This is a genomic window from Streptomyces crystallinus, from assembly GCF_039521265.1.
Classification (GTDB): Bacteria; Actinomycetota; Actinomycetes; order Streptomycetales; family Streptomycetaceae; genus Streptomyces; species Streptomyces crystallinus.
Map to the genome: position 1 here is coordinate 71,524 of NZ_BAAACA010000034.1, position 20,149 is coordinate 91,672.

Below are 20,149 nucleotides of genomic sequence, written 5' to 3' on the forward strand. Positions count from 1 at the left end.
CGGCCGGCCCGCCTGCTGAGTCAGGTCATCTTCGTGCCCAGATGAGGATGGCGGCGAGGTGGAATGCGGCCAAGTAGGCGATGGCGAGCTTGTCGGTTCGCATGGCCAGCCCGCGCCACTGCTTGAACCGGTTGATGCACCGCTCGACCGCGTTGCGCTGATACCAACAAGCAGGCTCTCCCCACTGCTCTCGGGCTTGGACGTTGGGTACCAGGTGCTTCCACATCCGCCAGTAGCGGATGCCTGCCTCCGGGAACACGGGTGTGCGGATCTGTGTGCGCCCCGGGTCGCTCAAGGCGGTGTCCGCCGGGTTCGTACTGTCTGTGAGCCACAGCAGCGGCATGACGGAATCGATGTGCTCGGCAGCCAGGGATGTCGGCCGTATCTGCCCAGTTGCAACGATCTCCTGCCAGGAAGCGAGGCTGGTGTAGGGGAAGAGCGCGTGGGGTTCTGTCACGGGTGACAGGCTCCCGGACGCGCCACGCCCACTGAGACCATGAAGCCCCTCTGCTCTTGAAGCGACGGCGAAGCAAAGTGATACAGACGTATTAGCCCGAGGGAGCGCCCCATAGTCCGGCGGCGGAGGGGTCCGTGGCGATGATCTCCCGCCATACCTGCAGCAGTTCGTCGAGCCCCGCAGTCGGCTGGGGCTGCGCGAGCAGGTCGTACAGCGGCCGCGCGAACCAGTCGCCCGCGTTGCGCACGTCGACGGCTGAGCGCAGCACGTGCGCTGCCGTGTCGGTTTCCCCGATTCCGGTCAGCGCCAGCGCGCGGGCCTCCGCGTCCGCGAACTGCGACCGGTAAGTCTGTACGGGGGGCGGCTTGTCAACCGCGTCGAGCACGGCGTGCGCAGTGCGCAACGCTGCCCTGCCGGGGGTCGGCCTGGCCCGGCCCACGGCCCAGAGGAGCAGCTCGACTTTCGGAATGGCGCCATCCGACAGGCTCGATGCCCGCAACAGCAGCGTTTCGGCCGCCTCCCAGTCACCGTCGACCCACCGCAGCCAACCCAAATGCCCGTAAGCGAGGGGGTGGTCGGGCTCGAGGCGAATGGCCTGCCGGAAGACCTCCTCTGCCTCTGCGAACCGCCCCAGCCTGTCGAGGACCCACCCGAGGTTGTTGTGGGCGAGGTGATGGTCGGGGTCGAGGCGAATGGCCTCCCGGAAGGCCTCCTCCGCCTCTGCGAACCGTCGCAGGTTGATGAGGGTCAACCCGAGACCATTGCGGGCGGAGGCGTGGTCGGGGTCGAGGCGGATGGCCTCCCGCACGGCATCCTCCGCCTCTGCGAACCGCCTCAGCCTGGTGAGGGCGAATCCGAGGCTGCTGCGGGCGGGGGCGTGGTCGGGGTCGAGACGGATGGCCTCCCGAAGGACGTCCTCCGCCTGCGTGAACCGCCCCAGTGCGTTGAGGGTCACGGCGAGGTTGTTGCGGGCGGCTGCGCGAGTGGGGCTGTAACGGATAGCCAGCCGCAGGCCCTCCAGCAAGGCGTCCTGGACCGGCGGGGGCAGGGAGGCGGGGTGGGAAGGGTCGATGCGATCGGCGAGATCTCCGATCCGGTCCGCGGTGAGTCCGCTGCCAGGAGGGAAGACCGCAGCGGCCCGGCGTACAGCGGCGACGCGTTCGGGAAGGCTGAGGCCCAGGGAGCGGTGGCAGGAGGCGCGGAAGAGGTGGTGGTACGGCTCGGCGGGCCCGATCAGGAGCGGAGGGGATGGGGTGGGTGAGGCGGCGAGTCGGTCCATCAGGGCGTCCATCGTGGTACGCGAGTGTTGCGGCTGCGCCACGTAGGGCGAGTTGGTCAGTTCCTGGAGGCTGCTGGTCAGGTGCTGGTCGCGGGCAGGGCAGTAGGCGGTGAAGCGGGAGATGACGTCCAGGAGGAGGCGCGCGAACGCGGGCTGCAGGACGTGGGCGACGGGGTAGAGGTGGCACAGCAGCGGCGGTCCTTGGGCAGGGTCGACCCAGCAGGTATGCCAGAGCAGGCTGGCGAGAGCGCTGCGCCCGTCGGGGTCGGTGAGCTGGTCTTCGGTTGTGGCGTGGCCCATGGCGTGCAGGCGGGCGGTGAGCACTTCGATCGCACGCTGGTTCATGGCGATGTAGCGGACACGTTCGGTGGGGGTGAGCAGGTGCAGCCGCATGGCGTCGCGGACGTCGCGGTGCATGCTGCCGCTGCGGCTGCTGACGAAGTCGTGTCGCCGTGCAAGGGCGGCGAGGGTTGCGGCGACTTGGTGTGCCGGCTTGTTCCACAGCGCGGCCAGCAGCTCCGGCTCGCGCGTGGCGTGCCGCTCCCACGGGCGCATCTCGTGGAGCCAGTCGGACGGGTCGAACTCCTCGCTCGGCCAGGGGGTGTCCTGGCCGTGGTGAACCAGGGCCAGCCCGACCAGCAGGGGCAGGTCCTGATGCAGGTCGGAGTCCTCACGGCTGGCGTGGACCAGGTAGCGGCGGGCCATACCGGCGACCACGGACGAGATCTGTCCGTCGTCTGCGATGTCGTTGTACAGGTCGTCGACGGGGTGGCCCCTGCGGAGACGGTCGGCGAGCAGTCGGCTCAGGAGAGAGACCGCGAGAGGGACGCCCCGGGTCAGGGAGAGGATCCGCCCGAGGTCCAGACGTTCGACCGCAGTGCCGCCCAGTCGGCGGGTAAGGAAGTCCTCGACCGTGCGGTTATCGAAGCGGGTCAGGTCGATCGCCGTCAGCCGCTGCTCGTGCAGGTCGCTGCGGTATCGGGCGGCCTCGCTGTCGCCCACGGCATCCAGCTCGGTCTCCAGGCGCAGGCCCAGGACCCACACCACGCGGCGGCCGCATCGGCGGGTGACCTCCCGCAGCCAGGGCCCCGAACCGCCCAGTAGTTCGCACGTGTCCAGCAGCACCACCACCGGCCACCGGCGGGCCACCTCACGCACGCCGTCCGCGAATGCGGTCACCACCGCGTCGACCGCGTCGACCAACGCTCGGTACAGCTCCGGATCGACCCGCTGGGCGCGCCCCTCACGGGCGGCTGACAGAAACCCAGCGCCGGTCTCCGCCGCACGGGCCACCGGCGCGGTCACGGCCCCGGGGGCACCGGCCACCCCCGCCAGATCCGTGCCTGCTTTGACGATCCGCGCCAGTTGCTCGGGTGTCACCTGCCGACGCCCCAGCACGCCACCGATCCCCAAACGAGCGGCCTCCTCCTCCAGCTGCTTCATCCGGGCGACCTGCCGCACGAATCCCTCGAAGGCCTTGTCCACCCGCCTGCGGCGGCGCCACCTGGGTGCCGCCGCGCTCTCCAGCGCGACCCGGACCCGCTCCAGGACCTTCCACACCGGCGGCCCCTCAAACAGCGCATAGTCGTCCTCCACACGGGGGAGCTTGCGGTCGTCCTCCCAGTCCACCAGTGCAACGAGGAACCGGCCAGGCCTCACGGGCACCACCGGTACCCCACCTGCCGCGATCACGGCGAAACGGCGCAGCAGCGTCGACTTGCCGATCCCGCCGTAACCCCGTACCAGCACAACGAACCCCTCGTCCGGCCCGCCCGGCTTCAGCCGACCTAAGGAATCGTCCAGCGCCCGTGCAAACCGGACCTGCTCCTCAGTACGTCCCACGAACAGATCATCCATAGCGCCCCCCCCCCGGCTGAAATCGCCCCCACCCACACCCCATGCCCACCGAGATTGCGATTGACGCGCCGTACGATCGGCAGCTCCAGACTCACACCCCGCCTCCGGACATTAGGCGCGCGCAATCCATGGCCTGGCGGCGATCCTTCCGGTTCCCCCCTGCAACCCGAGCGGTCCCGTCTACGTTCTCGGTCAGTCGGCTGGGCCAGTGGCAGGCGCTAAAGGGTGTTGCACAAGGCTCTGAACTGGGCATCTCCCTTGCATGGCTGGGGTTTTACTTCAGCTCCTGGAACGCCCGGCACCCGGGTCATCAGATCTGACCCTCACAGCACTGCCGAGACGCCAGAAGGCCGCTGCCGTCACTTGGCGGCGCCGCGTTCATCGTCCAGGTGGGCCAAGGCGTAGCCGCGCTCCTCGGGGTGGCGGGCCAGGCGGGCCAACACCCACGCGGTCTTCGCGTCCATCCCCGCGCCGAAGCCGGCGGCCTGGTGGCGCGCCTGCCACGTCGTGCGCGGGGTGAGGACCCACCGCATGGGTGAGAAGCGAGCGCGGCCGGTGCCGACTATCGTTTCGGCGGCCCCGTCGGGGAGGTTTGCGGGGCCGCGCCGGTGTGGTTCGGGTCGGTCACGATCGCGAGTGTGGCGACGGCCACGGAGCTATGGCGTCCGCCGGGCCTGAGATCACCGGACCAGGCGGCGCTGCATGGCGTGGGTTGACGCCCGGGAGCCGACGGCGCCGCCTGGTTCGGGAGGTGTGGGGGACGACGCCTGGGGCTAGGCGCTCTTCGGTTTGCGCCCCGCTATCTTCTTCGCAGCCGTCTTCTTCGAGGCCTCTTCGTAGCCGCCTTGCCCGAAGCCTGCCGTTTGGCGGCAGTCTTCTCTGCCGTGCGCTTTGCGGGGAGCTCGTGGACGCTGGCGTCTTGACCTGTCTCGCCGCGGCTGGCTTTTGCGGCTTCGGCGGAGGCGTTCAGGGCTGCCATCAGGTCGACAACCTTCCCGGACGGCTGCGGGCCTTCCGGCTCAACGGGTTGCGGCGTGCGGTGCTCGGACTTCGCCGCGATCATTTCCTCCACCGCGTCGCGGTGGTGGTCGCGGTAGTCGCTGATGTCCTCCATCGTTTCCAGCAGCTGGATCGCGGCCTCGACCTCCGCCGCGGAAACCTCCGCGGCCAGCACCGTGACATCAGTGGGATCGCGGACCTCGTCGTCCCAGCGCATCGCGTGCAGCACGATCGCGTTCTCCTTCACCTGCAGCAGACCCAGGCGCTCGCGGTTGTGCCACGCGAATTTGGCGATCGCGACCTTCGCACTGCGCTCCAGTGCCTGCCGCAGAACGGTGTAGGGCTTCGCGGCGACCTGTCCATCGGCGGCGAGGTAGTAGCCGGCCCCGACCCGGACCGGGTCGATGGAGTCAACCGGGACGAACGCCACGATCTCGATAGCCTTCGCGGTGGGAAGCGGCATCGCGTCGAGTTCGGCGTCCGTGATCTGCACGATCGTGTCCTTGGCGACCTCGTAGCCCTTGCCGATCTGGTCCTGGTCCAGGACCTTCCCGTCGAGTTCGCACACCTTCCGGGTGCGGACCCGGCCCATGTCCTCCACGTGGATCATGTGGAAGTTGATGTTGTGGCTCTCCGTCGCGGGCAGCACCTTGATCGGGATCGTGGTGTTGACTGAACCAGTTGACAGATAACCGCAGGTCAAGGGCTATCCCTGCTAACTTCCGTACATGCTTGAGACGGGTGGTCTTTCTCGGGATCTGATCAACTTTGTGCTGCCCCAGACCGGCGCTCTGGTCGAGGTGGCCGACCCGGCCCAGCCATATGTGCTGCTGGATGCCGACGGGGCGGTGGTGGAGTCGGTGTCCGCGTTCTTCGCTGAGTTGCAGGCGTGTTCTCGCCCGCCTGCGACCATGCGCTCGTACGGCATGGATCTGCTGCGGTGGTGGCGGTTCCTGCATGCGGTCGAGGTCGAGTGGCACAGGGCCACCCGGTCGGAGGCCCGGGACTTCGCCCGCTGGATGGCGATCGCGCCGAAGCCCGTGAGAACGCACTGGCGCGGGCATCCAGCCAGCGCCAAGGTGCGACCTACCGCCGGTTCGTTAGCCGGCGTCCCGAATGCGGTGACCGGGCGGGCGGGGCCGGGGCTGAAGTACGCGGTAGCAACGCGCGCGCACTGCGAGACCGTGCTGCGGTCCTTCTACGATTTCCACCTGGATGCGGGCACTGGCCCGATCGTCAACCCGTTCCCTCTGGGACGGGAACGTCGCAGGCTGCCCTCGACGGCCGGACGGGCGGCCCGGTCGTCGCCTGGCGGGCGATATCGGCCATCGGTGCCGGTGCGGATTCCCGGCCGGATCCCGGATGCGCGGTTCGATGAGTTATTCGCGGCGCTGCGCTACAACCGTGACCGAGCCCTGCTGGCGTTCTGGGTCTCCAACGGGGTGCGGGCGGAGGAGCTGCTGACGTGCCGGCAGCGGGATGTGCTGCCGGGTGAGCAACTACTGGGGGTGGTGCGTAAGGGGACGCGGGCGTATCAGCAGGTGCCCTCAGCGGTGGATGCGTTCGTGTGGCTGCGCCTGTATCAGGAGGAGGCGTGGCGGGCAGGGGTGCCGCGGGGCCCGGGGCGGTGGTTGTGGTGGACGCTGCGCCCGCCGTTTCGGCCGCTGACCTACCACGCGGCGCGGGCGATGTTCGGCCGAGTCAACCGGCTTCTGGGGTCGAACTGGACGTTGCACGACCTGCGCAGGACGGCCGCGTACCGGATGGCGCGGGATCCGAAGCTGGCACTGACAGACGTGCAGTGGGTCCTGGGCCACGCACACTTGAGTACCACTCAGATCTACCTTCCCGCGGGCCGCGACGAGATCGTCGATGCCGTTCGCGCCCATCAGGTACGGCAAGCCGGTGGGGCCGGGGTCCCGGTGGTGCCGGCTACCGGGTATCAGCCAGACTCGCTGGCCGAGCTCTTCGGGAGGGCGTGGTGAGGGCGCGCGTTCGGGACACCACCGGTGGCGCCGCGGCGGGGCCGGGTGAGCTGCCGCCGGCCCCGCGGTCATCCGGAGGGATGCTGGAGGTGGCCCGATCTCGCTTCCCGCCCCGGGAAACCGGACAGCGGTGGGCGATGACCAGCGCGTCGGCAAACGAGGTGCTCGTGGTGCTGGAGCGGGAGCCCTTCCGCGCGGACACGGCCCACATGCGCTGGCAGCGGCGGAGTGGGGTCCAGGCTCTCCTGGCCTGGTTGTCCGGCTTCGACGGCGCGAGCTGGCAAGAACGATGGGAGGAGTCCCCGGCCGCCGTATGCCCGCAGCGCTGGCGGCGCCAGGCCGAAACATGGGTGAACGCCGCGGCCGCCGTCCGGGCGGCCAACATCCAGTCCGGTCTGCTCATGCTGGCCGCGGCCGATGTGATCCGACTGGCGCTGCCGTGGCAGATGGATTGGCACAGCGGCACCCTCCGTACCCTCATCGAGGAGCTCCGTGACCCCGACGGCTTCGCTCGCCTGAAGGAGCTCGCTGGCCCCGAGCGGTGGGCGTCGGCCAGCGGCGGCCGAGCCCGCCGCGCATTGGTGCGGATCATGGCGGCCAAGGGCGGCGGTCTGGCGGACATTACCGTCGGCGACGCCCTGGAGTACGACGCCGAACTGCGCAGGACCGCTCAGGGCGTCAGCAGCGGCGGCACTCTCTACTACGCGTGGCTGCGCGAACTCGGGCATCTCCCGGCCGACGCCCCGACAACCTTGCGGTTCCTGGAGAAAGTCACCGGCCAGCTCACCTGCGCTCAGCTCGTCGACCGACACCCGGTCGCCTCGCCGAGGATCCGGGCGCTGCTCATCGACTACCTGGAAGAGCGCCGCCCTCGCCTGGACTACTCCACCCTGGACAACCTCGCCCGGCACCTGACCCGGAACTTCTGGGCCGATATCGAACGCCACCATCCCGACCTGGAGGCCCTTAACCTTCCAGCCGACGTCGCCACCGCCTGGAAGGAACGCCTGCGCACCCGCGTTGAGCGGCGCCGGCGCCCGGACGGATCCATCGAGGAGACGGTTGTGGAACGCGCCGACCGCGTGATGATCTTTATCACCGTGCGCGCCTTCTACCTGGACCTCGCCCGCTGGGCGAGCGAGGAGCCCGCACGCTGGGGACCTTGGGCGGCGCCCTGCCCGATCAAGGTGGCCGAGACCATCGACCGCAAGCGCGTCACCCGGACCAAAGCACGCATGGACCAGCGCACCCGCGAACGCCTGCCCGTGCTGGAGACCTTCGCCCGAGCCACCGCCGACCACCACCGCCAGGCCGCGGCTCACCTCGATATCGCCCGCGCTACCAAGCCCGGCGGGCTCTTCACACTCGACGGCGCACTGTTTACCCGTGGCAAGAACCCGGCCGGCGCAGCCGCCCGCGACGAGAACGGCTGCCTCGTGCACCTCGACCGTGTCGAGCACCGTGCCTTCTGGGCCTGGGCAACAGTGGAGTTCCTCCGCCACACCGGCGTCCGCGTGGAGGAGATGCTGGAAACCACCCATCACGCGATGATCCAGTACCGGCTACCCACGACCGGCGAGATCGTCCCCCTCCTACAGATTGCGCCCTCCAAGACCGACGTCGAACGCGTCTTGCTCGTCAGCCCCGAACTCGCCGACGTCCTGGCGACAATCATCCGCCGTGTCCGCGAGCCCAAGACCGGCATGATCCCGCTGGTCACCCGCTATGACGACCAAGAACGCCAGTGGAACGCGCCCGCCCCCTTGCTCTTCCAGTACAACCGCGGCGGAGAGCCCTCCACGCCCAACTCCCAGACCATCCGCGAGATCCTCAAAGAGGCGGCCGCCACCAGTACGCGGGTTACCGACGCCACCGGACGCCCACTGGACTTCACCCCCCAGGACTTCCGCCGGATGTTCATCACTGACGCCATCCGCACCGGCCTCCCGCCCCACATCGCCCAAGTGATCGCGGGCCACGCCAACATCAACACCACCATGGGCTACAACGCGGTCTACCCCACCGAGACCATTGAGGCCCACCGGGCCTTCATCGCCCGCCGTCGCACCCTGCGTCCCGCCGAGGAGTACCGCACACCGACCGAGGCCGAGTGGGAGGACTTCCTCGGCCACTTCGAACGCCGCAAGCTCTCCGTCGGCACCTGCGCCCGCGCCTACGGCACCGCCTGCATCCACGAACACGCCTGCATCCGCTGCTCGATGCTCCGCCCCGACCCGGCCCAGCGCGGTCGGCTGATGGAGATCCGCGACAACCTGCTCGACCGGATCACCGAGGCCGAGCGAGAGGGCTGGCTCGGCGAGATCGAGGGCCTCCGTGTCAGCCTCGCTGGTGCCGAGGCCAAGATCGGCCAGATCGACGCAGCGGCACCCGGCGGCCCAGTGCTGCTGGGGCTGCCGACGCCACGACCGCCCCGCACGGGTGAACGGCCTAGTCGGGCCTAGGAGAACGCCTTGTCGATTTGAAGAATGTGCTGCACGGTCTTGCTGTCGAGAGACAGGTCCCCCCTCGCTGACTTATGAATAAACACACTGGGCTGGAACGCGAGCTTGAGTGGCGCCCCCGGGTCTTGACCTAGGAAGGTGCTGTATTGGACGCCTGGAAGATCGGCTCCTCCACACTGGTTGACGGCCGATCCGACCGGGATGCCTGCGAGGTTCCCCCCGGCTGTGCCGGTGCCATGGTGGGTGAGCCCGTCGGCGTGTGCGCCCGTGTTGTGGTTGGCGCAATTGGTGCCGAATGCGGGAGAGAGAAAGTCACCGATGCCGCCAGCCGAAGCGGGAGTCGCCATAACCAGGCCGACGCCTACCGTTGCGCTAGCGAGTCCGAAGGCTGTAAAAGTCCGACGCCTGATCATGACCAGCTAACGACGCGCCCCATGCCAGGTCACTGAGGTCAGCATCGCCTAGTTCAGAGAAGTAACCAGGCCAAACGAGATCGCGCCGGACCAGACAGGGCGGGGCATACAGCCTCCCAGGCCCCCCTGGGACAGGAAACCCAGCCTACGGCCCGACCCGCTCCCCGAGCACCGGTGGTTTGCCTTTGCCCTAGAAATCGAACATGCGATCTAATTGATGCATGGACCGGTACGCCTTCCCCCACGATCTCCTGGCGGCCCAAACTGCCTGGTACGCCGTCTACGAACAGCTCGCCACCACCGCTGACGGCGACACCACGCACCGCCGCCGGCTGCTGGAGCTGTCCCGCCGCATCACCGCGCACCCCTACTGGCAGAGCCCAGCGGGCACCCCCGCCGCCCGGGTCGCCCTCAAGGAGCTCGCCCGCACACGCACGCAGGCGCGGCCGTGATGCTCACCTACCAGCAGACCCGGATCGCCCGAGGCGCCCGGGAGTGGGTCGCCGCCCATGGGGAGGCGCCCACGGGGCGGGAGCTCGCCGCGATGGTCGGGGTGTCCTCACCTTCGTCGGTCGCCTCTCACCTGCGGCAGATGCGTGAGCAGGGCGTGGCGGTGGAGACGCGCGGGCGGCGCAGCGGACAGTGCCCCTCCTGCGGGCACTGACGGCACAGGGACAGACGGAGGCGGCCATGGAGAGCACATATCTCGTCCGGCTGGTGTTCGGTGCGGGCGAAGGCCCGGCGGTTGAGGGCGAGTGGTCTGTTTCCGGTACGGCGCAGGACCGGTACACCCAGTGGATCGGGCTGCACAGCGGCAACCCGGCCGCGGTGATCCAGCTGATCGAGAAGAGCGGCGGGCGTCAGCGGGTGGACAGGGCCTGGACGGCGCGCGGCGAGACCGTCGGAGCGTGGGCGGCCGGGCCGGACGCGGGCGCGCGATGAGCAGGCACGAGCGGTGGCCTCGCGCCGTTCGTGACGCGGAGACGGCACCGCCGCCCGAGGCTGACGCCGAGGTGCGCAGCTACAGCCCGTACGAGGTCGTCGCCGTCAACCTGTATGTCGGTGCCCGGGGCTACCGGGCTGTGGCCATGGCCCACTACGACACGCCCGCAGGCCGACGCGCCTACCACCTGTGTCTGTGGCCCGCCCTGCCCGACGGCGCCCGCACCGGCTGGTACTGGTGGGACCCCGCCATCATGACGCGACGGGACTTCACCCAATGATCCAGCCCCCTCCACGTCTGCTCCCGCCGGACCTGCCCCGCCTGAAGACGCTGCGGGCGTGGCACGCCATGTGGCTCAGCCTGATCGACCAGGCCATCACCGACCTCAAACGCCGCGAAGCCGAGCGTGAAGAGGGCGAGCGGCGGCGGCCGCCACCGCCAGAGTGGACGATCGAACACGCCCTCGGCGGCCCCCACCTGCTGATCGCTGTCCACACAGGTGAGTGCTGGCGACTCCGCAAGACGGGACGCATGCGCCCCGTCGACCGCGACACCGCCCGCCAAGCATTGGCCGACGGCGTCGAGGCGTGCGGCTTCTGCCGCCCCGACACCGCCCTCGGCATGATCGACTGAAGTCGACAGCGCGCCGTTCCTGATCAGTGACCGTGACGCACAGGACGTACCGGGCCCCGACACTGATCGCCTCGGCCTGCTCAGCCAGACCAGCGTGCGTAATCCCAGCAGGGCTTGGTCCACCACCCAAATGAACATCTCCCCCCCCACAGGCTGCTATAGCCGACGGACCTCACGTGCCATACATCCCAACGGTGTTGTGCACAAATCAGCGTCTCCCCCGAAGTCCCCCGGTTACCCCTCGCGCCCCTCCCCCACCTCCCACGCGTCACCACCAAGGGGCCGCCGCCGCGAAGAGCAGATCCCTGGCCCCCCGCAGACCCCCGATCTCCGCCTCCCCCACTCCGGCGTACCTCTTTGCCCCGTATGGCAAATGAGCCTTGTCATCACCCTGCACAGAGAGCCTTCGCCAGCCAGCAGGTCAGCACCGAACGGATGCACCCAACCTGCGTCCGCTGGGGGACGGTGCGGCCCAGAGCGATGCTCACGTCCCCCCAAGCCCTGGCGCACCCCCCTCCAGGACACTGCAGGCGTACTCCGCCCCATACCTTCAAGTTCCAGACCGGCACGCAGTGGCTCCACCTGCCGGAGAAGTACGGCAACTGGCGAGGCGTCTACAACCGGCTGTGGATGTGGGCCGTCGACGGCACCTGGGAGCGGGTGTTCACCGCGCTGATGGCACAGGCCGGCGCTGATGAGGACCTTGACTGGGCGGTGTCCGTCGACTCCACGATCGTGCGGGCTCACCAGCACGCGGCCGTTGCCCGCAAAAAGGGGCCCGGCCGGCGAACCCGGTGACCACGCCATCGGCCGGTCCCGCGGTGGGCTGACGACCAAGATCCACCTGGCCGCCGATGCCCGCTGCCGGCCTCTCGCGTTCGTCCTCACCCCCGGACAAGCAGGCGATACACCGGCCTTCACCGACGTCATGGCCCGCCTGCGTGTTCCCCGGCAGCGCGGACGCGCCCCAGGCCAGACGTGGTCCTGGCGGACAAGGCCTATTCCGCCCGCGCGATTCGCAGCCACCTGCGCAAGCGCGGCATCCGGGCGGTGACCCCCGTCCCGGCAGACCAGCGTGGCCACCGGCAGCGTCAAGGCAGCCGGGGCGGCAGGCCGCCAGCCCTCGACCGCGAAGCATACAAACAGCGCAACACGGTCGAACGCTGCATCAACCGGCTCAAGCAATGGCGCGGCCTGGCCATGCGAACGGACAAGCTCGCCATCGCCTACCAGGCCGCACTCCACCTGGCCGCGATCCTCGTCTGGGCTCGGCGATAGCCCGCTCAGCGATCGACCGCCCAATGTGCGTCCGTAGGCCAACAGCCCGTGCCAACGATGTGCTCCACGAGCCTGAACGCCTCAACGATGGGGACGGTGTCCTCATCCGGGTACTCGTCGTCCTGCCCGTTGGAGAGGACAAACCCGTCGCTCGAGCCCTGAGCCCCGAGGTCCACGGCATGCTCGCCGGGATCGCCCTCGCCTTCGAACAGCATCACCATCGCGCGCTCGGTATTCGTCACGACGGCCACCGACCGTCCGGAAGAACTGGTCAGCCACGTCTCAAGCTGACCGCTGTCGATCCTCGACTGAAGGGCCTCCGGCACCACCGCGGACGACACAGGGACAGGGCTGTCGTCATTGATCACCCAGGACTCGATCACGAGCACGACGATCTCACGGACGGATCCAAGAGACAGGCTCTAGGTCTGTCGCCGAGACGGCGTGGCGCCAAGACAGTCATGCCCCACGTTCCAGGTGGCGTCTACGCGCGTCACGTCACCGGCCTGGTCTCGTCATCGGCCTGGTGCAACACATACGAGACGGCAGCGAGTCCGATACAGCCTATTTGAGTAGAATCAGATGTGTGGGCGGCCCCACCGCGCGAGCCGCATCCACCAGGCAGGCCTGGACGCGATTCCAGTGCTGCGGCGACGGTTGCGAAGCGGTCCCGCGGCGCCCGGGCGTGAAAGTGGTGGCTGACGGATGGACGCTCCCAAAGATCCCCTAGAAGGCCGACAGGTCGCGGGCTACCGGCTGGAGCGCGTCGTCGGCGCCGGGGATTGGTCCGTCGTCTACCGCGCTGCGGACCTGCGGATGGGCCGTACAGTTGCGCTCAAGCTGATCGCGCCCGGGCACGCGCTCGATGACGCTCTCCGGCGACGTCTGACCAACGAATTGCAGGTGGCCGCAGCGATCGAGCACCCCCACATCCTGCCGGTCTTCGAAGTCAACGAGGCCGAAGGCGTCCTCTACATCGCCATGCAATACATCCCCGGCCCGGACCTGCGGACCCTCCTGGACGAGGAGGGCCCACTCCCGGTGCCGACCGCACTCCGTATCGCCGCACAGGTGGCGTCCGCACTGGACGCGGCCCATTGGCACGGCCTGGTGCACCGAGACGTCAAGCCCAGCAACATCCTGATCGCCCCGGGAAACGCCGACGAGCCCGAACACGTCTACCTCACCGGCTTCGGACTCACGCACACATCACTCACGCAAAACGGGTTCACTGTGGCAGAGCAGTTCACCGGCACGCTCGACTATGTCGCGCCGGAACTGGTCTCTGGACGACCGGTGGACGGCAGAAGCGACCTCTACAGCCTCGCCTGCGTCGTGTACGAAAGCCTCGTCGGCAGACCGCCCTTTGAGCGCGCCGGGGACCTGAGGGCACTGTTGTGGGCCCACCAGTACGATCCGCCGCCTCCCCTCTCCAAGACACGCCCGGGCATCGAAGATGGTGCTGACGTGGTGATGGCAAAGGCGCTGGCGAAGACGCCTGACGAGCGCTATGACTCGTGCCGGAGGTTCGTCGATGCCTTGCGTTCTGCCATGCGGCCAAGCGACCCAGACCGGCCCCCGCCCACCCCTGCTCCAAGCTGGCTCCAGGACCAGCCCCCACCCGCGCACGGCTACCCAAGTGGGCCGCCGGACGCCAGCACACCGCCCGGCCCGCCCTTCGGCGACGATGACGACGAGTGGTGACGCGTGGGTGACATTGCCAAGAGCGCCCTCGGCGGAGCATGGACGGTGCTGGTCGGATGGCTCCTACCGACCGCGTTGAACGTAAGCCTGTTCATCGTGGCCGTCTGGCCGAGCCTGCGGCACACCAGCTGGTCCGCAAAACTGTGGACATCCGGCGCCACGCCCCCGCCCGTCGGGGTACTGGCCGTCTCCGTCCTCCTGGGCCTAGCCCTCAACGCCCTGCAAAACCCCCTCTACCGCGTCCTGGAGGGATACACCCTCTGGCCAAGCCGGCTCGCCTCGCGCCGTTGCGCTCACCACCGGCAGGCCAAGCACGATCTGCACAACCGCATCACCCTGCTCCGCCTCGAGCGACAGGAGAAAGACGGGACGCTGACCGGAGAAGACATCGCCCGCCTGACTTCTTTGCGCGCCGACCAGCGGATCACCCGGGCCGCTGCCAAGGACAAGCGGCGTACCGCGGTGCAGCGCGCGCTGCTCCGCGAACGACTCGCCCGCTTTCCGGTCGACGACGCGCAGGTAGCACCGACGGCACTGGGCAACGCAATCCGCCGCTTCGAGGAATACGGATACGACCGGTTCCGCCTCGACACCCAAGTGATGTGGAACGAGCTGACCGGCAGCGCGCCGGAACAGGTCCGCCGCCAAGTCGACCTCGCCCGCGCGAACGTCGACTTCTTCATCGCCCTGCTCTACGGCCACTGCGCACTCGTCCTCTGCGCGGCAGCAGCTCTCACAGCGCCCTCTCCCGATGTCTCGCTGCTCCTCACAGCCGTGGCCGTACCGGGCATCCTGATTTTCGTGTGGTATCGCGCGGCCGTAGCTGCAACCGACGAATGGGCCGCAGCCGTGAGGGCGCTCGTGAACACAGCACGCAAACCACTCGCCGAGGCCCTCGGCCTCGTCCTGCCTGGCAACCTGAACGCCGAACGCCAGATGTGGGCGCTGGTCTCCAAGATGTCGCGACTGCCGCATCACGAACGTGCCGCAGCCCTGGACCCCTACCGGGCGAAGCCGCCGGGCAGCACAGCGGAAGACACTGGTGGCAACGGCATTAGCCCGAACGCAACGTAGTCCGCAGCCCCCTACACGGGAACTGATCGGCGTGGATGCCGAGGTCGCCCTCACCGCGGTGACGCCCGAGCTGGAAGCGCTGCGCGCAGCCCGGGAGGCCTACTTGGCGGCGCTAGCCGGCGCGGTCGTCTCCCTGGCCCGCGACGAGGTCCCCCTCAGCGACATCAGCGCCGTGCCGCAGGTACCGCCTGCACAGGTACGGCAGATCCTGGCGGACAGGGTGCCCACAAGATGACGCCCCGGCGGGTGCCGCGTGACCTGGCAGACGAGGAAGGGGGTGTCCTCGACGTAGACGCCTCTTTGGCGGGGAGGATTCAGCGGGAGTGCGGGAGAGACACGCAGCCGGTCTGGGGGTAGTAGCCGTGCGCCTCGGCTGTCACGGTGTTGGCGTCGATGTCTCCGGCAATACATGCGGTCTTCGTCAGCCAGATGCCGAACGTGCTGCCGCCCGTTCCCCGGTTCAGTGCGTGCACGTCGACGTACTCCTGTGTGGCGAGGAGCTGGAGGGCGGGCCTGACGTCGTCCGGGCGGGTCTTGCCCTGCTGGCGCAGCTTCTCCAGTTCCGCCTTGACCTCGCCCGCCTTGAATGTGGCCACCTTCTCGTCGGACGGGCTCATGGGGCCGGGGCGTGGAGCTTCGCCGGACGACGAGGCGTGGCGCGGGGTGCCGTTGAGGTTCGAGAACAAATCGTCCTGGATCTTCCCGCACCCGGTGAGCACCAGGGCGGTGACCGCCGCGGCGGTGGGAAGGCGGAACTTCCGAAGAGACATGCGCTCATCCTTCGCACGTACGCCGGGGCCGTCATGAGTAGGAGTACCTATCTTGGCGGCGGCTGCGGGTTACGCACCGGCGAGCCGACAATCCAAGGGAGCAGGCCTGACCTGGGGGACCGTCCTCACCTTGGTGCTACACCTCGTTGTCGCCGCGGGCCGGGAACTTCTTACGGATCCGAAAGAAGTTGGAGCGCTCCGTGTCGTCACGTACGTGCCCAACGTGCCTGCCGGCCCCTCGGATACCAGTAAGGCACGTACGAAATCGGCTACTTCCCCGACTTGTCTGACGCCTCCCAGGCGCCAGAGATAAACGAAGGCGCGCCCGCCAGGACCAGCACGCCGTGATTCGCTGGAAGGCCAAGATCCACGCGCCGAAACTCCGAGCGCGTCAAGGCAGCGTGCTTTACGTTGATCGACATGAGCGCCTCGGGTCGGTCCTACCGTTATGTCGGGCCGCGCCATGTGATCGATGATGTCCCGTCTGCGGACGGTGGTGCCACGATCCGCACGGCCGCCGACTTCGCGGACTGGGCGGCAGCCCGGTCCGTCGAGGAACTGGACGAGCCCTTCACCTTCGTCATCGCCACGCGTGGCGCTTTGCGGCTGGCCCCACGCCGCAGCGAACACGTCGCCTGCGCGAGCGGCGATCGGGTACTGGGCGCCGGCGAGATCAGCTTCTACACCGCAGCCGGACGCTGGGCAGTGAACGAGGTCAGCAACCAGCCGACCGGTTACTGTCCGGAAGTAGCCTCGTGGCGGCGGCCGCACACGCACTGGATCAAGCAGACCTTGACCGCCCGGACTGCTTCACACACGCAGGGGTCTTCCGCCGGTGTCTCACCTGCCAGGAGCACAACATCGTGCGGGAGGACCACTTCGCCTGCGTCTTCCGCGACGCTGACCTCCCCGGACACTGGAACGTCGGCCCGAACGTGGAACACCCAGACAAACCCTGATCCCGCCCAACGCAGCACTGCCATCGGCTCGACGAACCGGCTTCGACAGGCGGCCGCCCGGTCTGCCCTTCCCGTTGCTGGGCGCGTCGGCCCTGAGCTCAAGCACAGCCGGCTGTGGGTGACCCTCACCGCAACCCTCGCCCCCGGAGCCACCAACTCCAGTCCGGACGCCCCGCTCACCGGCACTCCCCCGGCCCCCGTACCGCTGCCGGAACTCCTGCACGACGGAAAGATCAGAACCGACCGCGCCGAGGCCTACCTCGCGGCCGTCCTCACCAACAGCCCACCTGGTGCCGCTGGTTCGTGCTGGGACGCAGTTCGACTACGGCGGGCCTGGTCGAGCGGGCCGAGGTGGCAGTATGAACGGCATGTTCGAGTCCCTTGAAACGCTGGCCGACCGCGATCCGGACCGTCGGGACGTCGCTGCCGACGTCCTCGGGGACCTCCTGCGCGGCGCGGCACTCGACGAGGACTCCGCTCGCCTGGTCGTCGGACGTCTGGTCGGCGTGGCCGTCAACGAACCGGTGACCAAGGTGCGCGAGTCCGCCCTGAACGCGATCAGCGAGGCGTTCGACCACTACTTCCTGCCTCTGGCCCTCGTCGAGCCGCTGGCAGGAGCCATGCCGGCGATGGAACGCGAACTCCTCGTTCACACGCTCTACGTCCTCGGTGCTACCCACGACCTGCAGGCCCGGCCGCTGATCAAGTCCTTCCTCTACCACCCCGACCCGGAGGTGCGCGAGGGGGCCCGAATCGCAGCAGCTGAGAACGCCGTCATCGAGTCGGAGGCCCTCACCCAACACCTCTTGGCTGCTGAGGAGAAACGCATGACATAGCTCTCGAAGATGCGCGAGCGCGAGTACTTCGCCAACATCGGCCGGCCCCCGGGCATGTTCGTCGGCGAGACCTCCTTTCCCACGCTCACCGCATCCCTCACCGGCTACGACCAGCACGGCCTCCGGCGCGGCGGGCAAGGAGCGCGACCGCGCCGGATCAGTGACGAAATCGGGCGACCTCCCCCTCGATCCGAATCAGGAACTCCGTGATCGGGGCTTCGCCGCTGTCTGGAACGAGGACAAGGTGCTGGGCGTAGATCGCTTCGTCTGCGGCCAAGGCGCCATCTTCGTCACCACGGCGCCAGGCATCACGGGACGCGGCAAAGAGGGGGGCGAGTCCTTCCCAAGCTGGGCCGGGCTCGAAGCGACAGTCATACCAGAACATGTCGCCGCTTGCTAGGGCCAAGGTTCCTACCAGCTGCTCACCCTGCCTGAGCTGCCAACTCCGTTCCGTCATGTTCCCCTCCTGTGCCCTTGAGCACTCAGTCGCCGATGCCTCGGCGCGCTTGCGGCAGTAGCCGCGTCCCGCCTGCGCGGCCTCGCAGGAGTGCCCTGCCGCCCGCTGCTTGGATCGCGTCGCGGGAGCGGGGCACTCATACGTCGTGGTGGGTGCCGGTTGCCCGGCCGCCCAGGTGTGTTTAGTACAGGTCGCGGTAGGTGTTCCAACCGTCCCCGAGCTTGACGCGGGTCTGGAAGCCGCCGTAGCCGTTGGAGGTGTATCGGAACAGTTCACCACGGGAGTTGGAGGCGAGGAGGTCCGCGCGGCCGTCGGCGTTGATGTCTCCGGGGGCGGCGAGGTTCTTGTACTGCTGCCAGCCGCCACCGACGTAGATGCGGGACTTGAACGGTGAGGTGGAGATGCCGGTGCCGGGGTAGAGGTAGAGCTTGCCGTCGCCGGTGCGCGCGACGATGTCCGCCAGGCCGTCGCCGGTCAGGTCACCGGCGCCGGCGATCTTGTCGTACGCGCCCCAGCCGCCGCCCACCTTGAGGCGGGAGGCGAACCCGGTGCCCGACCCGTTGCCGCGCTGGAGCCACAGGGTGCCCGAGCCGTCGCGGGCCAGGAGGTCGCCCTGGCCGTCGTTGTTCAGGTCACCGGGGCCGATAACGAGGTTGTAGCGGCTCCAGCCGGCGCTGACTCCGTTGCCCTCGTTGTAGAGCCAGTTGTCGGCGATCTCCAGCAACTCCGGCTGGCCGTTGGCGTCGAGTGAGGAGGCGAACCGGATGTCGGCGCCCGTCCAGCCCCCGGTGTTGCCCGCCTGCTGGCGGCTGCCGAGCTGGCCGTTGTTCAGGGCGGGGTAGTAGAACAGCGTGCCCTGGGCGTTGCGACCCAGGATCTCGCTCTTGCCGGTGAACGGGTTCGCGCCGGAGGCGTTGAACGAGGACGCGACGTTCCAGCCGTCGCCCCACGTGCGCCGGGCCTGGAAGTTGCCGTGGCCGTCGGCAAGGTAGAGGTAGGCGGTGCCGTTCTGGGCGCGGGCGTAGAGCTCGGCGTGGCCGTCGCCGTTGATGTCGTCGATGCTGAAGAGCTGGTTGTAGATGTCCCAGCCGCCGCCGATCTTCACCCGGCCCTTGAGCGGGGCCGTGGTGCTGCCGGTGCCGGCGTAGAGGTACAGGTCACCACCGGGGGTGCGGGCCAGGACGTCGGCGATGCCGTCGCCGTCGACGTCCTTGGCGCCGAGCAGCTGGTCGTAGGCCTGCCAGCCGCCGCCGACCTTCACCTTGGCGGCGAACGGGTCACCGCCCGCGCTCCCGGTGCCGGGGTACAGGTACAGGTCCCCGCCCGGGGTGCGGGCCAGCAGGTCGGCCTTGCCGTCACCGGTGACGTCGCCGAGGGCGATGAGCTTGTTGTACGCGTTCCAGCCGCCGCCCGACCAGCCGGGCATGCCGGCAGAGGCGGTGGTCGCCTCCGGGTAGAGGGTGAGGGTGCCGTTCGACGACAGCGCCAGTATGTCGGGGCGCCCGTCGCCGGTGAGGTCGCCCGGCGTGAGAACGTCCTTCAGCCACTCGTTCTCCCGGTAGGGGAATGAGTACTGCGACTCGTCCGCCCCCGTGAACATTTGCAGCCACCATTTGCCGCTGGGCGTGCGGAAAAGGAGCTCGGAGACGCCGTTGCCGTCCAGGTCGAACCGAGGCTTAGCCGCAGTGGCTGCTGCCGCGCCGGTCAGACCGTGGGCACTTGGGGCAGGCAGCGTCCACGAGGGGTGGGCGGGCTCGGGCTGGACGGGGACGACTGCCGTGTGGGGCGCCGCCGGCGCCCCCTCGGCTGATGCTGTGCCGGACAGCAGCATCCCCGCCGACAGGGCGAGAGCGGTGCAGGCCGCGAGACGGCCGGTGCGCAGGGCACGCGAAGAAGACAACATTCCCCCCAGGGAAGGTACAGGTGAAACCGGGGCCGCAGGCGCGACGGCGCACTCCCGAGCGGAGCACACGACACCGCAGTGCGTCGCTTGGCCAGGTGTGGCTGCACGCAGAAAAGACAGATCCCCCCGGAAATGTGCAC

General features: G+C 68.8%; 19 protein-coding genes and 2 pseudogenes. 13 read left to right on the plus strand and 8 right to left on the minus strand.

What is annotated here, in order from left to right; genetic code table 11:
* Positions 1 to 25 precede the first annotated feature (25 nt).
* The 4 genes and pseudogenes from ABD236_RS23110 to ku form a co-directional block, all read right to left on the minus strand.
* A pseudogene (locus ABD236_RS23110) lies at positions 26 to 160 on the minus strand (IS5/IS1182 family transposase); the annotation flags it as partial.
* A 388-nt stretch (positions 161 to 548) separates the two neighbouring features.
* Positions 549 to 3,593: a tetratricopeptide repeat protein gene (locus ABD236_RS23115; protein ID WP_344076271.1), complete on the minus strand. Its 3,045-nt coding sequence runs from the start codon at positions 3,591 to 3,593 to the stop codon at positions 549 to 551.
* A gap of 359 nt (positions 3,594 to 3,952) precedes the next feature.
* Positions 3,953 to 4,126, minus strand: coding sequence for a hypothetical protein (locus tag ABD236_RS23120; RefSeq protein WP_344076273.1), 174 nt, complete (start codon positions 4,124 to 4,126; stop codon positions 3,953 to 3,955).
* Positions 4,127 to 4,392: 266 nt separating this feature from the next.
* Complete coding sequence (gene ku / locus ABD236_RS23125; RefSeq protein WP_344076275.1) at positions 4,393 to 5,295, minus strand: non-homologous end joining protein Ku; 903 nt, start codon at positions 5,293 to 5,295, stop codon at positions 4,393 to 4,395.
* Positions 5,296 to 5,320: 25 nt separating this feature from the next.
* On the opposite strand from ku, the gene ABD236_RS23130 reads away from it, so the two are divergent.
* The 8 genes and pseudogenes from ABD236_RS23130 (at position 5,321) to ABD236_RS23165 (ending at position 12,306) form a co-directional block, all read left to right on the plus strand.
* The gene (locus ABD236_RS23130; protein WP_344076277.1) at positions 5,321 to 6,577 is read left to right on the plus strand and encodes a tyrosine-type recombinase/integrase; all 1,257 of its coding nucleotides are present in this window, start codon (positions 5,321 to 5,323) and stop codon (positions 6,575 to 6,577) included.
* A 137-nt stretch (positions 6,578 to 6,714) separates the two neighbouring features.
* A complete protein-coding gene (locus ABD236_RS23135) occupies positions 6,715 to 9,039 on the plus strand; it encodes a tyrosine-type recombinase/integrase (RefSeq protein WP_344076279.1) in 2,325 nt (774 codons plus the stop codon).
* 634 nt (positions 9,040 to 9,673) lie between these two features.
* On the plus strand, positions 9,674 to 9,904 hold the full coding sequence (locus tag ABD236_RS23140) for a hypothetical protein (RefSeq protein ID WP_344076281.1): 231 nt from the start codon (positions 9,674 to 9,676) through the stop codon (positions 9,902 to 9,904).
* Positions 9,904 to 10,116, plus strand: coding sequence for a LexA family protein (locus ABD236_RS23145; RefSeq protein WP_344076698.1), 213 nt, complete (start codon positions 9,904 to 9,906; stop codon positions 10,114 to 10,116). Before ABD236_RS23140 ends, ABD236_RS23145 begins: the two co-directional genes overlap by 1 nt.
* Positions 10,117 to 10,142: 26 nt before the next feature.
* A complete protein-coding gene (locus ABD236_RS23150; protein WP_344076283.1) occupies positions 10,143 to 10,394 on the plus strand; it encodes a hypothetical protein in 252 nt (83 codons plus the stop codon).
* On the plus strand, positions 10,391 to 10,675 hold the full coding sequence (locus ABD236_RS23155) for a hypothetical protein (protein ID WP_344076285.1): 285 nt from the start codon (positions 10,391 to 10,393) through the stop codon (positions 10,673 to 10,675). The genes ABD236_RS23150 and ABD236_RS23155 overlap by 4 nt, the downstream gene beginning before the upstream one ends.
* Positions 10,672 to 11,028, plus strand: a complete 357-nt coding sequence (locus tag ABD236_RS23160) for a DUF6233 domain-containing protein (RefSeq protein ID WP_344076287.1) — start codon at positions 10,672 to 10,674, stop codon at positions 11,026 to 11,028. The genes ABD236_RS23155 and ABD236_RS23160 overlap by 4 nt, the downstream gene beginning before the upstream one ends.
* A 435-nt stretch (positions 11,029 to 11,463) precedes the next feature.
* Positions 11,464 to 12,306: pseudogene (locus ABD236_RS23165) on the plus strand (IS5 family transposase).
* A gap of 5 nt (positions 12,307 to 12,311) precedes the next feature.
* Here ABD236_RS23165 and ABD236_RS23170 read toward each other — a convergent pair.
* Positions 12,312 to 12,695 (minus strand): hypothetical protein, encoded by a 384-nt coding sequence (locus tag ABD236_RS23170; RefSeq protein ID WP_344076289.1) that lies wholly within the window; start codon positions 12,693 to 12,695, stop codon positions 12,312 to 12,314.
* Between the two features lie 316 nt (positions 12,696 to 13,011).
* Here ABD236_RS23170 and ABD236_RS23175 point away from each other — a divergent pair, with 316 nt between their 5' ends.
* From ABD236_RS23175 to ABD236_RS23185, 3 genes are read left to right on the plus strand one after another with little or no spacing between them, the layout of a single operon-like run.
* On the plus strand, positions 13,012 to 14,010 hold the full coding sequence (locus ABD236_RS23175) for a serine/threonine-protein kinase (protein ID WP_344076291.1): 999 nt from the start codon (positions 13,012 to 13,014) through the stop codon (positions 14,008 to 14,010).
* Positions 14,011 to 14,013: 3 nt separating this feature from the next.
* On the plus strand, positions 14,014 to 15,084 hold the full coding sequence (locus tag ABD236_RS23180) for a hypothetical protein (protein ID WP_344076293.1): 1,071 nt from the start codon (positions 14,014 to 14,016) through the stop codon (positions 15,082 to 15,084).
* Between the two features lie 31 nt (positions 15,085 to 15,115).
* Positions 15,116 to 15,319 (plus strand): hypothetical protein, encoded by a 204-nt coding sequence (locus ABD236_RS23185; protein WP_344076295.1) that lies wholly within the window; start codon positions 15,116 to 15,118, stop codon positions 15,317 to 15,319.
* A 79-nt stretch (positions 15,320 to 15,398) separates the two neighbouring features.
* Here ABD236_RS23185 and ABD236_RS23190 read toward each other — a convergent pair whose 3' ends face one another.
* Positions 15,399 to 15,854, minus strand: a complete 456-nt coding sequence (locus ABD236_RS23190; protein ID WP_344076297.1) for a hypothetical protein — start codon at positions 15,852 to 15,854, stop codon at positions 15,399 to 15,401.
* Between the two features lie 411 nt (positions 15,855 to 16,265).
* Here ABD236_RS23190 and ABD236_RS23195 point away from each other — a divergent pair, with 411 nt between their 5' ends.
* Together ABD236_RS23195 and ABD236_RS23200 are read left to right on the plus strand one after the other, a co-directional pair.
* Positions 16,266 to 17,198: a hypothetical protein gene (locus tag ABD236_RS23195; protein ID WP_344076299.1), complete on the plus strand. Its 933-nt coding sequence runs from the start codon at positions 16,266 to 16,268 to the stop codon at positions 17,196 to 17,198.
* Complete coding sequence (locus tag ABD236_RS23200) at positions 17,173 to 17,649, plus strand: hypothetical protein (protein ID WP_344076301.1); 477 nt, start codon at positions 17,173 to 17,175, stop codon at positions 17,647 to 17,649. Before ABD236_RS23195 ends, ABD236_RS23200 begins: the two co-directional genes overlap by 26 nt.
* A gap of 157 nt (positions 17,650 to 17,806) precedes the next feature.
* Here ABD236_RS23200 and ABD236_RS23205 read toward each other — a convergent pair whose 3' ends face one another.
* Both ABD236_RS23205 and ABD236_RS23210 read right to left on the minus strand, forming a co-directional pair.
* Positions 17,807 to 18,106 (minus strand): hypothetical protein, encoded by a 300-nt coding sequence (locus ABD236_RS23205; protein ID WP_344076303.1) that lies wholly within the window; start codon positions 18,104 to 18,106, stop codon positions 17,807 to 17,809.
* A 181-nt stretch (positions 18,107 to 18,287) separates the two neighbouring features.
* Positions 18,288 to 20,009, minus strand: coding sequence for an FG-GAP repeat domain-containing protein (locus ABD236_RS23210; protein WP_344076305.1), 1,722 nt, complete (start codon positions 20,007 to 20,009; stop codon positions 18,288 to 18,290).
* Positions 20,010 to 20,149: the final 140 nt, after the last annotated feature.

What these genes read in the sequence shown, in the direction of transcription:
- ABD236_RS23210 (WP_344076305.1), bottom strand. Translation starts at nt 20,009, where the DNA reads ATGTTGTCTTCTTCGCGTGCCCTGCGCACCGGCCGTCTCGCGGCCTGC.
- ABD236_RS23140 (WP_344076281.1), top strand. Translation starts at nt 9,674, where the DNA reads ATGGACCGGTACGCCTTCCCCCACGATCTCCTGGCGGCCCAAACTGCC.
- ABD236_RS23190 (WP_344076297.1), bottom strand. Translation starts at nt 15,854, where the DNA reads ATGTCTCTTCGGAAGTTCCGCCTTCCCACCGCCGCGGCGGTCACCGCC.
- ABD236_RS23200 (WP_344076301.1), top strand. Translation starts at nt 17,173, where the DNA reads ATGAACGGCATGTTCGAGTCCCTTGAAACGCTGGCCGACCGCGATCCG.
- ABD236_RS23175 (WP_344076291.1), top strand. Translation starts at nt 13,012, where the DNA reads ATGGACGCTCCCAAAGATCCCCTAGAAGGCCGACAGGTCGCGGGCTAC.
- ABD236_RS23135 (WP_344076279.1), top strand. Translation starts at nt 6,715, where the DNA reads ATGACCAGCGCGTCGGCAAACGAGGTGCTCGTGGTGCTGGAGCGGGAG.
- ABD236_RS23160 (WP_344076287.1), top strand. Translation starts at nt 10,672, where the DNA reads ATGATCCAGCCCCCTCCACGTCTGCTCCCGCCGGACCTGCCCCGCCTG.
- ABD236_RS23205 (WP_344076303.1), bottom strand. Translation starts at nt 18,106, where the DNA reads ATGACGGAACGGAGTTGGCAGCTCAGGCAGGGTGAGCAGCTGGTAGGA.
- ABD236_RS23145 (WP_344076698.1), top strand. Translation starts at nt 9,904, where the DNA reads ATGCTCACCTACCAGCAGACCCGGATCGCCCGAGGCGCCCGGGAGTGG.
- ABD236_RS23150 (WP_344076283.1), top strand. Translation starts at nt 10,143, where the DNA reads ATGGAGAGCACATATCTCGTCCGGCTGGTGTTCGGTGCGGGCGAAGGC.
- ABD236_RS23115 (WP_344076271.1), bottom strand. Translation starts at nt 3,593, where the DNA reads ATGGATGATCTGTTCGTGGGACGTACTGAGGAGCAGGTCCGGTTTGCA.
- ABD236_RS23155 (WP_344076285.1), top strand. Translation starts at nt 10,391, where the DNA reads ATGAGCAGGCACGAGCGGTGGCCTCGCGCCGTTCGTGACGCGGAGACG.
- ABD236_RS23120 (WP_344076273.1), bottom strand. Translation starts at nt 4,126, where the DNA reads ATGCGGTGGGTCCTCACCCCGCGCACGACGTGGCAGGCGCGCCACCAG.
- ABD236_RS23130 (WP_344076277.1), top strand. Translation starts at nt 5,321, where the DNA reads ATGCTTGAGACGGGTGGTCTTTCTCGGGATCTGATCAACTTTGTGCTG.